This window comes from Brevundimonas sp. AAP58, from assembly GCF_001295975.1.
GTDB lineage: Bacteria > Pseudomonadota > Alphaproteobacteria > Caulobacterales > Caulobacteraceae > Brevundimonas.
This window is the reverse complement of record NZ_LJHU01000005.1, coordinates 1-13,428: the sequence shown is the minus strand read 5'-3', so window position 1 is coordinate 13,428 and position 13,428 is coordinate 1. Positions and strand designations below refer to the sequence as shown.

Sequence of the window (13,428 nt, the reverse complement as noted above, 5' to 3'; positions counted from 1 at the left end):
CCCCCCCCCTCGAACCTAATCCCTAGAACCTATTCCCGCGTCTTCAGGCGTTGCCGGCGATCTCGCCGTTCTGACGGGCGCGCTCGAACGCCATGGCGACCAGGCGGTCCCAGCCCAGCAGCGACACAAGGTGGGCGTAGATCTGGCCCAGCGCGCCGTTGTCGCGCAGTTCCGCCAGCTTTTCGGCCGACAGGGTCTTCAGCTTCTCTTCCGAGACCGCGAAATAGTCGGCCAGCTTCTGCGGCTGGCCGGGTTGGCCGTTCGCGTCGCGCGGCGTGAAGACGGCCTCCTTGACCTCAAACAGGTCCAGGTCGTTCAGCAACTTGACGAAGCTCTCGGTGCGCAGCCGCTCCTGTTCGAAGTTGTTGCAGAAGTCCATCGCCTGGTTGACGTAATCGCTGGGCTTGCCGTCGACGAACAGCGGAGCCTGGCCACCTTCGGTGATGAACGGCGCGGCGCGGTCGATGCACAGGATCAGGCGCTGCTGGGCCTGGTCGTTGGCGAAGACGAACGGATAGCGGCGGACATAGGCCGGGATGTAGGCGTCAGCTCGGAACTCGCCGGCGGCCGACACGAACAGGTTCTCGCCCGAGCGCAGGCCCATGACCGCGACCGGCATCTTGTTCTCGCCCAGGAACACGACCGGATAGGACAGGGACGCCGGGGCGAATTCCGTGACCGTCATCGGCACGACGTGCGAGGACGACACGAAGGCATAGGGCTTGTCGACCGGATTGACGCCGAGCGCGCCGTGCATTTCGGCGGAAAGGGGCTCGGGCTTCGAATAGAACAGGACGTTGCCGTCCAGCGAGCCTTGGGCGTTGGCGGCGGTGGTGTCGGTCATGGGGTCGAGCAGCTCTGGGTTTGCGGGAAAGGGGGGCCTCTTAGCCGAACCCGAAGGATGCAGCAAACGGGGTCGCCGGGCGGTTGCAGGGGGCGCGGCGAGGCCCTAGCACTGGGCCATGCCGAATACTTGCGGACATGAGCATCGGGACATCGCCCTGACCCCTGCCCAGATCGTCCGCGCCCTGGAAGATGCCGAGGTGCGATGCGCCTCGAACGGTGAGCGGCTAACCTCGCCCCGACGACGGGTCCTTGAGTTGCTTCTGCAGGCAGGTGAGGCCGTGAAAGCCTATGACCTGATCGCCCGCTACGGCCCGGATGGCGTGGCCGCCAAACCTCCGACCGTCTACCGCGCGCTTGAATTTCTGGAGAAGAACGGCCTGGCGCACCGCATTGCTTCCATCAGCGCCTATGTCGCCTGTTCCGTCGGGGACAGAGCCCACGCCGCCGCCTTTCTGATCTGCGATTGCTGCGGTGCGACCGTCGAGGTCACGCCGCCCGAGGGCGAGGCCCTGCGCCGGGCCGCGGAAGGCGCGGGTTATGCCTTGGAGCGCACCACCATCGAGGGTCACGGCCGCTGTCCGGCCTGCCGCAACGCCGCATAGGCGTCCTCGAGGTGGCGGGAAGGCTTCGCCGCGCCTAGATTGTCGGCATGGACGCCGCCCGGCTCTCCCCGCCCCGCCGCTTGAAGGTCCCGCTGCAGGGTCGCGGCGGAGAGATGGCCGTGCTGGACTTCGGTGATCCGAACCGGCCGGTCGATCTGGTCTTCAGCCACGCCAATGGCTTCAACGCGGCGACCTATCGATCGATTCTGGCCCCGCTGGCCTCCTCGTTCCGCATCCTGGCACCCGATCTGAGGGGGCACGGTCGATCCACGCTTCCGACCGTCATGGAGGGGCGGCGAAGCTGGCACGACCATCGCGACGACCTCCTGGCGCTGCTGGACGCCTTTCCGGGGCCGCCGGTCGTGATGGCCGGACACTCGATGGGTGGGACGGCGTCTCTACTCGCGGCGGCCGCCGGTTCGGCGCGGGTGTCCAGACTGGTCCTGTTTGACCCGGTGATCTGGGGCGGACTGACATCCGTGGTGTTCCGATCGCCGGGGCTGCGTCGGTTTTCGGACCGCATACCGCTGGTCCGGACGGCGCTGAGGCGGCGGGCGGTGTTCGACAGCCGTGAGCAGGCGCTGGAGGCCTATCGCGGACGCGGGGCATTCCGGGGCTGGAAGGATGCCGTCCTGATCGACTATCTGTCCGACGGCCTGATCGAGCGGGCGGATGGCGGGTTTGACCTGGCCTGCGCTCCCCAGTGGGAGGCCTCCAACTACGTCGCCCAGGGCCATGACCCATGGCGAGCGATGCGCGCCTACCGCAGGCCGGTGCGCATCCTAAAGGCCGAGACCGGCTCGATCACCCAAGTTCCGTCGAGGCCGCACGGACTGGCGCATGTCACGGTTGAGACCGTGCCTGACGGCCATCATCTGTTTCCCATGGTCCGCGCCGACGTGGTGCGCGACGCCCTGTTCGAGGCAGCGGTCTGACGCCAGTCAACGGCTCTGAAGCTCTTCCCGCTGGCGCTGGATCGCGGCGTCGCGGGCCGCGTCCTCCGCGGCCAGGCGGCGCTCGATGGCCAGAAGCTCGCGGTTGGCCTCGTCCGACGCCTGCTCCCGGGTCACGCCGGCCGGGCGGCCTGTGATGTCGGGCAGGTAGATCGGGGTCAGACACTGGCGTTCTTCGGGATACCACCAGCGACCGCTCTGCTCGCAGGCCTGTTCCGGTCCGATCCAGAAGCGGTCGAACAGGAACACGGTGCCGACGGACAGGGCGAACAGGACGCTGAACAGCAGCGCCAGGCGTGGAAAGGTCAGAAAGCGTCTCATCGTCTGGATCGTCCCGGATGCGACGTGAGTTCACGTTGCGTTACGTTGACAGGCCCGTTCGCCCGTTCCATTCCCTGCCCGAACATTCCGGCCATCCTAGGACAGTGCGAACATGAAGGTTCTCGTCCCCGTCAAACGGGTGATCGACTATAACGTCAAGGCCCGCGTGAAGGCGGACCAGACCGGTGTCGACCTTGCGAACGTCAAGATGAGCATGAACCCCTTCGACGAAATCGCCGTCGAGGAGGCTGTTCGCCTGAAGGAAGGCAAGGAGCATCACGCGGCCGGCACGGCGTCGGAGATCGTCGTGGTCTCCATCGGCGTGACCCAGGCCCAGGAGACGATCCGCACGGCACTGGCCATGGGCGCGGACCGGGGCATCCTGATCCAGTCCGACGCCGACCTGGAGCCGCTGGCGGTCGCCAAGCTGCTGAAGGCCGTGGTCGAGGAGGAGAAGCCGGACCTCGTCCTGATGGGCAAGCAGTCGATCGACGGCGACAACAACGCGGTCGGCCAGATGCTGGCGGCCCTGCTGGACTGGCCCCAGGCGACCTTCGCCGCGAAGCTCGAGATCGCCGGGGACAAGGCGACCGTGACCCGCGAAGTGGACGGCGGGGTCCAGACCCTGTCGGCGCCGTTGCCGGCCGTGGTCACGGTGGACCTGCGTCTGAACACGCCGCGCTATGCGTCCCTGCCCAACATCATGAAGGCCAAGAAGAAGGAGATCGCCATGAAGGCGGTCGCCGACTACGGCGTCGACGTCGCCCCGCGCCTGAAGGTGCAGAAGGTGACCGCCCCGCCGACCCGCTCGGCCGGGATCAAGGTGGCCGACGCGGCCGAACTGGTTTCCAAGCTCAAGACCGTGGGAGCGCTGTAAATGGCTGTCCTCGTCATCGCTGATCACGACGGTTCGACCGTCCGCGACACCACCCACAAGACCGTGACGGCGGCTCTGGCCATCGGCGGCGACGTCGATGTGCTGGTCGTCGGTCAGGGATCGAAAGCCGCCGCCGACGCGGCCGCGAAGATCTCGGGCGTTCGCAAGGTCCTGCTGGCCGAGAGCGGCGAGCTGGCCCATACCCTGGCCGAGGCCGTGACCGCCACGGTCGTGGGTCTGGCGGGCGGCTATGACGCCGTCGTGTCCCCGGCCACCATGGACGGCAAGAACTTCATGCCGCGCATCGCCGCCAAGCTGGACGTCGCCCCGATCTCGGACATCATCGAGGTCGTCTCGGCCGACACCTTCGTGCGCCCGATCTACGCTGGCAACGCGCTTGAGACCGTCCAGACTTCGGATGCCAAGAAGGTCATCACCGTGCGCGCCACCAGCTTCGCGCCCGCGGCCGAGGGCGGCTCCGCCCCGGTCGAGGCCGTTGCCGGTCAGGACGCCGGCAAGGCGGCTTTCGTGTCCGAGGAAATGGTCAAGTCGGACCGCCCGGAACTGGGCGCCGCCAAGGTCGTGGTTTCGGGCGGTCGCGCGCTCGGCTCGGCGGAAGAGTTCTCGGCCGTGATCGAGCCCCTCGCCGACAAGCTGGGCGCCGCCGTGGGCGCCTCGCGCGCCGCCGTCGACGCCGGCTATGCGCCCAATGATTATCAGGTCGGCCAGACCGGCAAGGTCGTGGCCCCGGGTCTGTATGTCGCCGTCGGCATCTCGGGGGCCATCCAGCACCTGGCGGGCATGAAGGATTCCAAGGTGATCGTGGCGATCAACAAGGACCCCGACGCGCCGATCTTTCAGGTCGCGGACTTCGGTATCGTCGGCGACTATAAGACCGTGGTGCCTGAACTGATGAGCGCCCTCGGCTAGGGCCACCGCTGATCGCTGAGCAAGAAGGGCGCGGTCCAGCGGATCGCGCCCTTTTTCATGCCCGACGGCGCTGGCGGCGGCCGATCAGCGCTGGCGCGCCTTGCGGGCGGCATAACGGGCGTCGCGGGCGGCCTTCTGCTCTTCCTTGGTCAGCTGCTTTCGCTCCTTGCGGGCGGCACGCTTCTCGGCGTCGATGGCCTCCTGGGCCAGGCGCTCGGCTTCCAGGCGCTCGGCTTCCTTCTGGGCCTTCTGACGACGGATTTCGGCCTTTTCGGCTTCGAGACGGCGCTTGGCCTCCTCGCGCTCTGCGGCGCGCTTCTCGGCCAGCTTGTCGAATTCGGGGTCGGGAGCGGCCGGCTTGGGCTTGAATTTGGCGAGCAGGGCCTTCTTGGCCTCCTGCTGAGCGGTCAGGCGATCGGTGAAGCCGGTCTGTTTCAGGTCTCTCATGCGAGCGGTCGGTCGTCCTTGCAGCGTGTGATGATATCGCGAGAGGCGATGGAAGGGGGGCCTGCGGCCGTCCCACCCGCGAACATCCATTCGGATAACGCAAGGCGGCGGCCGTCACATAGGACGACCGCCGCGAAATGGCGAGTCTCTGTCGGCCCGGGTGAGCGAATGCCGGGTCGGACCGTGACCTCAGTCAGGCTTAGCGGCCTGACCGACCACGGTGCCGGCCGCACCACCGACGGCGGCTCCGACCGGACCGGCCACGACCGCGCCGGCGACCGCGCCCGTGGCGGCGCGCTGTTCGATCGTCTGACCGCAGGCGGCCAGGGCGGCGGAGGACAGGACGAGGGCGGACACGATCAGTCGACGCATGGTGAATACTCCTGGACAGAGGGATGTCGGGCAAACGTCGTGGTATCGGCCCGGTTCCGCCCGGGGGGGCTGCAACCGCCCTCAGCGTCAAATGTTGCGCTGCAACAAGGACTTGCGAATCGGCCCCATTGTCGCCACAGTATCTGCGATAAAGGCCCGCTTTCCGGAAATCGGCACGTTCGTCGATCTCCGATCCGCGAGGGACTGGATGTGGCGGGTTGCGCGCCCGGTCCCCACGCGAGACGACCCCAGGGGGCGACGCTTTCCGCCCTGCCGCACAGGACTGAGCCTTTGTTCGATTCGTCTTCCACGAGCGCTGACGCGCGCCCCGACCATGTGGCCCGTATTCGGCCCGTGACGGCGGCGGCCTTGTTCGGAGGCCTTGTGGGACTGGCGATTGGCTGCGCCTATCTGGGCGGTAGCGTGGCGAAGGCGACGACCGTGCGGGCCCAGGCCGAGCGCCTGGAAGGCGCGACCGCCGCAGGCTTCACCGAAGAGGCTCTGGCCGCGGCCGCCGGCGGACTGGACGCCAGCGCGCTTGCCATCGCGCGCCGCCATGACCCCTATACCGTGGCCGGCTCCGCCCAGCGCGACCGCCAGGCCGAGCTCCTGACCGCGCGTCTGGAGCAGCTTCGCGGCTCGGAGGGTCCTGCAGACCTGCGTCGTGCGAATCTGAACACACTGGCCGACGCCGCGCGGCCCTTCCGTCTGTCAAGCGCGCTGGACGCCTCGCGCGACCTCGAATGCCTGACCCAGGCCGCCTACTACGAGGCGCGAGGCGAAGGTTCAGACGGAATGCGCGCCGTGGCGCAGGTGGTCCTGAACCGGGCTCGCCATGGGGCCTTCCCGAACAGCGTATGCGGCGTGGTGTTCCAGGGCTCGGGCCGTCGCATCGGCTGCCAGTTCAGCTTCACCTGCGATGGCTCCATGCGCGGACCGGTCAACCGGGCCGCCTGGAACCGGGCGCGCGATATCGCCTCGGCCGCCTTGTCCGGAGCGGTCTATGCCGGGGTCGGCAACGCCACGCACTTTCACACGACCAACGTCGCGCCACGCTGGCGAAACAGTCTGATCCGCGTCAATCAGGTTGGAAACCACATCTTCTACCGCTTCGGCGGACGGGCCGGATCCTCGACGGCCTTCAGCTATGCGGCGCGTCCGTCGACGGTGGACGACGGTGCCCAGCTGGTTCAGGCCGGGCTGGACCCGGCCACTCCGCTGCGTCAGGTGGGACAGGCGATCGCCTATACGGCGCTGCTGGCCCAGGAAGGCCTGAGCGAAGCGACCCCGGTGACGACCCCGGATGCCCCGGCGGCTGCCGCGCCAGCGGCTCCGGCCGTGGCACCGGCCCCGCTGGCGGCCGAGAGCGCCTCGACCGCGGCGTCAACCCCGTCGACCTGATTGGGCGGCCTCAGACCGTGTCCAGTCCGATGTCGAGGACGGGCGCGGAGTGGGTCAGGGCCCCCACGGAAATGACTTCCACACCGGTCTCGGCGATCGCGCGCACGGTCTGAAGACTAACGCCGCCCGAGGCCTCCAGCGTCAGGCCCGGAGCCTTGGCGTTCCGCAGCGCGACAGCGTCGGACAGGTCGACCAAGGCGAAGTTGTCCAGCATTACAACGTCCGGCCCAGCACCCGCCTGAACCAGGGCCAGGGCCTGACGGAACTGGTCCAGCCCGTCGACTTCCAGCTCGATCTTCATGAGGTGTCCGACCTGGGCGCGGGCGGCGCGGACGGCCGACTCCACCCCGCCGCAGACCGCGACGTGATTGTCCTTGATCAGCACGGCGTCATCCAGGCCAAAGCGATGGTTGACCCCGCCGCCACAGCGGACAGCGTACTTTTCCAGGGCCCGCAGGCCCGGCGTGGTCTTGCGGGTGTCGGCGATGCGTGCGCTCGTGCCCTGGACGGCGCGGACATAGTCTCGGGTCAGGGTGGCGACGCCGCAGAGGCGGCCGAGCAGGTTCAGCGCCGTGCGCTCCGCCGACAGGAAGGCGCGGGCATCCGCTTCGGCCTCGGCCAGCACGGTCCCGGCTTCGAAGGCGTCGCCGTCGGCGACGTTGAAGGTGATCGACGCGCCCGCGTCCATCTCTTCCAGCGCGATGCGGGCGCAGGACAGACCGGCCGCGACGCCGGGTCTTCTCGCCGTGAAGCGGGCGCGCATGCGGCCACCCTCGGGAATACAGGCGGCGGCGGTGACATCACCAGCCCGGCCCAGGTCCTCGGCCAAGGCCATGCGGACGATAGGGCGGATCAAGACGTCGGGCAGCGCCGTGATCGTGCTCATGCGGCGGCCTGGACGACTGCAAGGTCCCGGCGCAGGCGGGTGTGGGTCGGGCTCGGGGCCGTCGCGGGATGGTCGCTGCGATAGTGGCCGCCTCGGCTCTCGCGGCGGGCCAGGGCGGCTTCGGCGATCAGGCGGGCGGCGACGAGGGCGGGCGGAGCACCGTGAGCAGCTTCCAGCCTATCGATCAGGGCGACCAGCCGCGTCAGTCCAGCCGCGTCGCGCACAACGCCGCAGTCTGCGCTCATGGCGGCGCGAAGTTCGGCGAGGGCCTCAGGCGGCAGGTCATCAATCATGGGACCAGAACGGACGATGCCGCGCTGTCGGCTCGTCTCGGCGGCGGCCGCGTGGCCCGTGCGACGGCCGAAGGCGGCGGCTTCCAGAAGCGAGTTGGACGCCAGGCGGTTGGCACCATGGACCCCGGTCGCGGCGCATTCCCCGACCGCGAACAGGCCGGGCAAGGTCGTTCGGCCGTCCGGATCGGCGACGATCCCGCCCATGTGGTAGTGGGCCGCCGGGGCGACCGGGATGGGGCTGAGGCGCGGATCGAGCCCCACCGCCATGCAGGCCGCGAACACGGCCGGGAAGGCTTGCGGGAAATGCTCACCAATGGCCGCGCGGGCGTCGAGGAAGGCGCCGCGTTCCTCGGCCACGGCGGCGTGGACGGCGCGGGCGACGATGTCGCGGGCCTTGAGGTCGGCGTCGGGTTCGGGGCCGAGCAGATAGCGACCCCCGGCGTCGATCAGGCGGGCGCCATCGCCGCGCAGGGCCTCGGTGGCGAGCGGCATGGGGTCGAGGCCGACATCGATGGCGGTGGGGTGGAACTGGACGAACTCAGGATCGAGGATTTCCGCGCCCGCCGCCCAGGCCAGGCCCAGGCCCTCTCCCTTGAGGGCGACTGGCGTGGTGGTGCGTCCGAAAAGACCGCCCGCGCCGCCGGTGGCCAGGACCACGGCGGGCGCGATCACCTCGATCAGGTCATCGTCCTTCTCGATCGCGGCACCGACGACGCGGCCGGTCGCGTCCTGGATCAGGGTGCGCAGGCGGGCACCTTCCCAAACGGTGACGTGGTCGGCGGCGCGGGCGGAGGCGACGAGCGCCGACAGGATGGCGCGGCCGGCACCGTCACCGCCCACCCGGGCGACACGGGCGCGGGAATGGGCGGCCTCCAGGCTGACGGCGAAGTCGCCCGAAGCGTCCCTGTCGAACGGCGCACCCAGAGAGGCCAGCCACTCAACCGTTGCGCGGCCGTCGGCGGTCAGGGCCTTGGCGGCGCCGTGATCGACCAGACCGGCGCCGGCGGCTTCGGTGTCCTTGAGGTGCAGCGAAGGCGCGTCGTCGGCGGAGAGGGCGGCGGCGACGCCCCCTTGCGCCCAGGCGCTGGAGGCGGCCTCCAGCAGCGGCGCCGGGCTGATGACCAGCACGGGGCGCGGCGCAGCGGACAGGGCGGCGGACAGACCCGCCAGGCCTCCGCCGATGATCAGCGGGCCGTCGTGGACGAGGCGGCTCATCGCGACAGCCCCGGATCGAAGCCGATGAAGCGTCCGGCGATGTCGAGCGCGCCGAGCACTGACCCGTCCGAGATCGGCAGGAGCACGCCTAGAGCCGCACCCGCGCAGGCCGCGCCGGTGGCGAGGAACAGGCCCAGCGACTTCATTGCCTCGTTCCAGCTGAGCTTGCGTTCGCCCGGCCGCCAGGCGCCGCGCCGGAGCGACCCTAGAACCGCGATGCCGAGGAAGATGGCCAGGATGTAGCGGCCGGTGGAGAAGCCCCACCAGACGACCAGGGCCCCGATGGCGATCAGGGCGGCCTTCTCCACCATCGGGTCGATGCGGGCGAGCACAGGACCAAGCGCCTTGGAGCCATCGAGCGGCGGGGCGGGGGCCAGGTTCACCAGGTTGATCATGGCGATAAGGAAGGCCCCCATCATCCACTCGCGCTGGCCGGTCGCCAGCCACAGGCCGACGGCGGGGAGCACAGCCAGCAGGCCGAACGCCGGACCCGCCAGCGAAACCAGCACGCCGTCCCACTCGCTCTCCGGATTGCGCTGTCCGCGCGCCAGGCCGCCGAGAAAGGGGATGATGTAGATCCTCGCAGGACCCATGCCGAGCCGGTTCATCGCAAGCACATGGCCGTACTCGTGCACGAACAGGCCGAAGATGGCCGCGACCGCGACGATCCAGCTGCCGGTCAGGAACCAGATGAAGCCGAGCATAAGCAGGGTGGAGATGATCACCCAAGCCGGGCTCTGGCCCTTGTCGATGACGGGCGCGCCGGGCGTGGGCGAGACGATCGTCTCGCGCGGCTGGGCGACCGGCTGAGAGGGTTGCCGCCCGTCGCGCGCGCCCCAGGGACCGATGTCACTCACGTCTGGCCGCCTGTTGAAGCATGCCGCGTGTCAGTCATTTTCGGACAGAGCGAAGGCGGCATCGATCGAGATGAAGTTGACTGGGGTGTTTCTGGACGAGGTGATTTCACCCGACCACAGGCCTGAGTCGCCGTCCGGTCTGATCACGAAGTTGTCCGGCGAGTAACTGTCAAAAGAGGAGACCTGGACGGTGCAGGTGATCGTCAGATCGCGCGTTGAGGGACGGCCGACGCAGGACTGGACGGTCAAGCCCTGATCCTCGTTCCCATTGGTCTGATCGTACTGGATGATCAGGAGGGAAATTTCATAGTTGCCGTTCGCGAGCCTGCGCGAGTCGGCATAACCGCTGAAGGTCCGGACGGGCGCGCCGGTGTTCAGGTCGTCCGACTGGATGATATAGCGCCCCGCGAACAGTTCGGTCTGAGCCGATGCTGCCGTCGAAAGCATGGCCGCCGAGCTCAATCCCAGGACGGCCGCCGTCACAAGACGATACATGAGCAGGCTCCTTGTTCTGGTTTCGCGTTTCCCAGGGCGCGCCCTTGCCGCGCGGGTGTCGGAAGACATCAGATCAGTTCCACCGACACGTGATGGCGGGCCTTGATCATGTCATAGCGGGCGGGGACGGCGGGCGGCGGCAGGTCGATCATGCGCTGAACGGCCAAGGCGGCCCTGGCGATCATGTCCTCGGGCACGGTCACCTCGAACTTCATGTCGCGCAGGCAGTCGCGGATGTTCGTCAGGGTGATGCGCTTCATGTAGGGGCACAGGTTGCAGGGGCCGATGAAGTCGACCTCGGGCACGTCGCCCTTGATGTTGGCAGCCATCGAGCATTCGGTGATCAGCACCACCTGGCGCGGCTTCTTCGCCATCACGTAGTCGGTCATGGCCGCCGTCGACCCCGCGAAATCTGCAGCCCCCAGCACATCTTCCGGGCACTCCGGGTGAGCCAGGATCTCGGCGCCCGGAAAGGCCTCGCGCATCGCATGGATGTCCTCGGCCTTGAACCGTTCATGGACGATGCAGCGGCCTTTCCAGGCGATGATGCCGACGTTGGTCTGGGCCGCGACGTTCCGGGCGAGGAACTCGTCGGGGATCAGGATGACCCGGTCGACGCCCCATTCCTTCGCCGCCCATTCGACGACCTGCACCGCATTGGCAGAGGTGCAGCAGATGTCGGTCTCGGCCTTCACGTCGGCGGTGGTGTTGACGTAGGTCACGACGGGCAGGCCAGGATAGCGCTGCTTGATCAGGCGCACGTCGGCACCCGTGATGGCTTCCGCCAGCGAGCAGCCGGCCTTCAGGTCCGGGATCAGGACGGTCTTGTCGGGCGACAGGATCTTGGACGTTTCGGCCATGAAGTGGACGCCCGCCTGGACGATGACCCTGGCCTTGGATTTCGCCGCTTCCTTGGCCAGACCCAGGCTGTCGCCGACATAGTCGCCGACACCGTGATAGATCTCGGGCGTCATGTAGTTGTGGGCCAGGATGACCGCGTCGCGCTCGCGCTTGAGCGCGTTGATCTCGCTGATCAGGCGCGCCTGGTCAGGCCACTCCAGCGGGGTGACGTGGGCCTTGACCTTGTCCCAGACCGGCGCGGTCGCCTCTGCGGTGGCCCGATCCAGTTGCAGCGTGACGCCCAAGACGCCCTCCCATACTTATGCTCAAAGTTAGCATAACTGTCGGCAATATAGGCCGATGACGGAGGGGCGCAAGGCTGCGGCGTTGCCTCCCCCTGCGACCGCTACGCGCGGCAAGTCGCCGTTAAGCATTAACAGCCAAGATCATGTTCTCACTCTGGGTCCGGGCGTTTCATGTTTCAGATCATCGGCATCGTGCTGCTCTTCGGCATGGTCTTCGGCGGCTACACCATCGCCGGGGGCAAGATGGGGGTGATCCTGCACTCCCTGCCCTATGAGATGATGATGATCGGCGGGGCCGCGATCGCGGCCTTGGTCATGTCCAACTCGGCCTCGACCCTGAAGGGGGTGGCGGGGGGCCTGGGCAAGGTCTTCGCCGGGCCGAAATGGAAGAAGCAGGACTACAAGGACCTGCTGTCGCTGCTATTCCAGCTGACCAAGACGATGAAGTCCAAGGGCGTGATCGCGCTCGAAAGCCACATCGAGAAGCCGGCCGAGAGCACCATCTTCCAGAAGTATCCCAAGGTGCTGAAGGACCACTTCGCCACCGACTTCATCTGCGACACCCTGCGGATGATGACCATGAACCTCGAGGATCCGCACCAGATCGAGGACGCCATGGAAAAGCAGCTGGAAAAGCACCACCACGAGGCGCTGGAGCCGGCCCACGCGCTCCAGAACATGGCTGACGCCCTGCCGGCGCTGGGCATCGTCGCGGCCGTGCTGGGGGTCATCAAGACCATGTCTGCCATCACCGAGCCGCCGGAGGTGCTGGGCGGCATGATCGGCGGCGCCCTCGTCGGCACCTTCCTCGGCGTGTTCCTGGCCTATGGTCTGGTCGGTCCGCTGGCTGCGCGGCTGACCGGGATCATCAACGGCGACGCCGCCTACTACAAGATCATCCAGTCGGTTCTGGTGGCGCACCTGCATGGCAATGCGGCCCAGATCTCGGTCGAGATCGGTCGCGGCGACATCCCCTCGACGGCCCAGCCGTCGTTCGCCGAGATGGAAGAGGCCCTGTCGGCGGCCCCCGCCGACGCCTGATCAAGACCTTCGGCGGCCTTGGCCGACGCCTGATCACGCCCGCTCACGGGCGCGTGTAACCCTGTGATCGATGAGGGCGAAGGCCCGGATGCGTCGGCGGTCCTTCGGGGCCGTGGGCGATCTTTCCATGGCCGGACGCCGTCCGCGCCGATCCATCCTGAGGGGTTTCCATGTCCAACCGCAATCTGATCGCCGTCGTGGCCGCTTCGGCCGCCGCGCTCGCGCTCGCCGCCTGTCAGCCCGCCGCCGAAGAGACCAATGAATCCGCCGAGGGTGCGATGGCCCCGGCCGCCGAAGAAGGGGCCATGGCCCCCGCCGCCGACGGCGCCATGGCTCCGGCCGCCGACGGCGCGATGGCCCCGGCCGCCGATGCGATGGCTCCGGCCGAGGGCGACAAGATGGCTCCGGCCGCCGACGCCATGGCTCCGGCCGAGACGCCCGCCGCCTGATACGCCAGCGACCGGCCAGGTTCTGACAGGGCCTGGCCGGTCCTTTGCTCCAGAAGGTTCCGGCGCGCCGGAACACGGCCGATCACGAAGCCGTGAGAAATCGCTTGCGATTTCGCTCACGATCCCGTTATCTCGCCGTGACGGGGATTCATGACCCCGTTTGAACCCCTTCTGAAGGATATCCATCATGCGCATCGTCGCCCTGATCGCCGCCTCGGCTGCCGCCCTGGCTCTGGCCGCTTGCCAGCCCGCCGCCGAAGAAACCACCGAAGCCGCTGCTGACGAAGCCGCTGCCGCC

The 13,428-nt window shown here is 68.2% G+C and carries 16 protein-coding genes; 7 read left to right on the top strand and 9 right to left on the bottom strand.

The genetic code is table 11. The features are described 5' to 3' along the window. Window positions 1-43: 43 nt before the first annotated feature. Entirely contained in the window at window positions 44-844 is an 801-nt protein-coding gene (locus IP78_RS00830; RefSeq protein WP_054109823.1) for a SapC family protein, read from the bottom strand. A 118-nt stretch (window positions 845-962) separates the two neighbouring features. Here IP78_RS00830 and IP78_RS00825 point away from each other — a divergent pair, with 118 nt between their 5' ends. Next, window positions 963-1,448, top strand: a complete 486-nt coding sequence (locus tag IP78_RS00825; RefSeq protein ID WP_054109822.1) for a Fur family transcriptional regulator — start codon at window positions 963-965, stop codon at window positions 1,446-1,448. A 47-nt stretch (window positions 1,449-1,495) separates the two neighbouring features. Then, entirely contained in the window at window positions 1,496-2,383 is an 888-nt protein-coding gene (locus IP78_RS00820; RefSeq protein WP_054109821.1) for an alpha/beta fold hydrolase, read from the top strand. A 6-nt stretch (window positions 2,384-2,389) separates the two neighbouring features. On the opposite strand, the gene IP78_RS00815 is transcribed toward IP78_RS00820, so the two are convergent. Next, entirely contained in the window at window positions 2,390-2,722 is a 333-nt protein-coding gene (locus tag IP78_RS00815) for a hypothetical protein (RefSeq protein WP_054109820.1), read from the bottom strand. 112 nt (window positions 2,723-2,834) lie between these two features. Here IP78_RS00815 and IP78_RS00810 point away from each other — a divergent pair, with 112 nt between their 5' ends. Further along, complete coding sequence (locus IP78_RS00810; RefSeq protein WP_054109819.1) at window positions 2,835-3,599, top strand: electron transfer flavoprotein subunit beta/FixA family protein; 765 nt, start codon at window positions 2,835-2,837, stop codon at window positions 3,597-3,599. Continuing rightward, the gene (locus IP78_RS00805; protein ID WP_054109818.1) at window positions 3,600-4,529 is read left to right on the top strand and encodes an electron transfer flavoprotein subunit alpha/FixB family protein; all 930 of its coding nucleotides are present in this window, start codon (window positions 3,600-3,602) and stop codon (window positions 4,527-4,529) included. Between the two features lie 84 nt (window positions 4,530-4,613). Here the strand turns inward: IP78_RS00805 and IP78_RS00800 are convergent, their stop codons facing one another. Next, on the bottom strand, window positions 4,614-4,976 hold the full coding sequence (locus IP78_RS00800) for a DUF6481 family protein (protein WP_054109817.1): 363 nt from the start codon (window positions 4,974-4,976) through the stop codon (window positions 4,614-4,616). 189 nt (window positions 4,977-5,165) lie between these two features. Continuing rightward, the gene (locus tag IP78_RS00795) at window positions 5,166-5,348 is read right to left on the bottom strand and encodes a hypothetical protein (protein WP_054109816.1); all 183 of its coding nucleotides are present in this window, start codon (window positions 5,346-5,348) and stop codon (window positions 5,166-5,168) included. A 384-nt stretch (window positions 5,349-5,732) separates the two neighbouring features. Here IP78_RS00795 and IP78_RS00790 point away from each other — a divergent pair, with 384 nt between their 5' ends. Then, window positions 5,733-6,749 (top strand): cell wall hydrolase, encoded by a 1,017-nt coding sequence (locus IP78_RS00790; RefSeq protein WP_231680827.1) that lies wholly within the window; start codon window positions 5,733-5,735, stop codon window positions 6,747-6,749. Window positions 6,750-6,759: 10 nt separating this feature from the next. Here the strand turns inward: IP78_RS00790 and nadC are convergent, their stop codons facing one another. The 5 genes from nadC to nadA form a co-directional block, all read right to left on the bottom strand. Further along, window positions 6,760-7,635, bottom strand: a complete 876-nt coding sequence (gene nadC / locus IP78_RS00785) for a carboxylating nicotinate-nucleotide diphosphorylase (RefSeq protein ID WP_054109815.1) — start codon at window positions 7,633-7,635, stop codon at window positions 6,760-6,762. Then, on the bottom strand, window positions 7,632-9,143 hold the full coding sequence (locus IP78_RS00780) for an L-aspartate oxidase (RefSeq protein ID WP_054109814.1): 1,512 nt from the start codon (window positions 9,141-9,143) through the stop codon (window positions 7,632-7,634). Before IP78_RS00780 ends, nadC begins: the two co-directional genes overlap by 4 nt. Further along, window positions 9,140-10,000 carry a metalloprotease gene (locus IP78_RS00775; protein ID WP_054109813.1) on the bottom strand — a complete coding sequence of 287 codons (861 nt, stop codon included), beginning with the start codon at window positions 9,998-10,000 and terminating at the stop codon, window positions 9,140-9,142. The genes IP78_RS00780 and IP78_RS00775 overlap by 4 nt, the downstream gene beginning before the upstream one ends. 30 nt (window positions 10,001-10,030) lie before the next feature. Continuing rightward, entirely contained in the window at window positions 10,031-10,495 is a 465-nt protein-coding gene (locus IP78_RS00770) for a hypothetical protein (RefSeq protein WP_054109812.1), read from the bottom strand. Between the two features lie 68 nt (window positions 10,496-10,563). Further along, window positions 10,564-11,640, bottom strand: a complete 1,077-nt coding sequence (gene nadA / locus IP78_RS00765) for a quinolinate synthase NadA (RefSeq protein WP_054109811.1) — start codon at window positions 11,638-11,640, stop codon at window positions 10,564-10,566. 171 nt (window positions 11,641-11,811) lie between these two features. Here nadA and motA point away from each other — a divergent pair, with 171 nt between their 5' ends. Together motA and IP78_RS00755 are read left to right on the top strand one after the other, a co-directional pair. Then, entirely contained in the window at window positions 11,812-12,681 is an 870-nt protein-coding gene (gene motA, locus IP78_RS00760) for a flagellar motor stator protein MotA (protein WP_054109810.1), read from the top strand. 170 nt (window positions 12,682-12,851) lie between these two features. Further along, on the top strand, window positions 12,852-13,130 hold the full coding sequence (locus tag IP78_RS00755) for a hypothetical protein (protein WP_054109809.1): 279 nt from the start codon (window positions 12,852-12,854) through the stop codon (window positions 13,128-13,130). The last annotated feature ends 298 nt before the right edge of the window (window positions 13,131-13,428 follow it).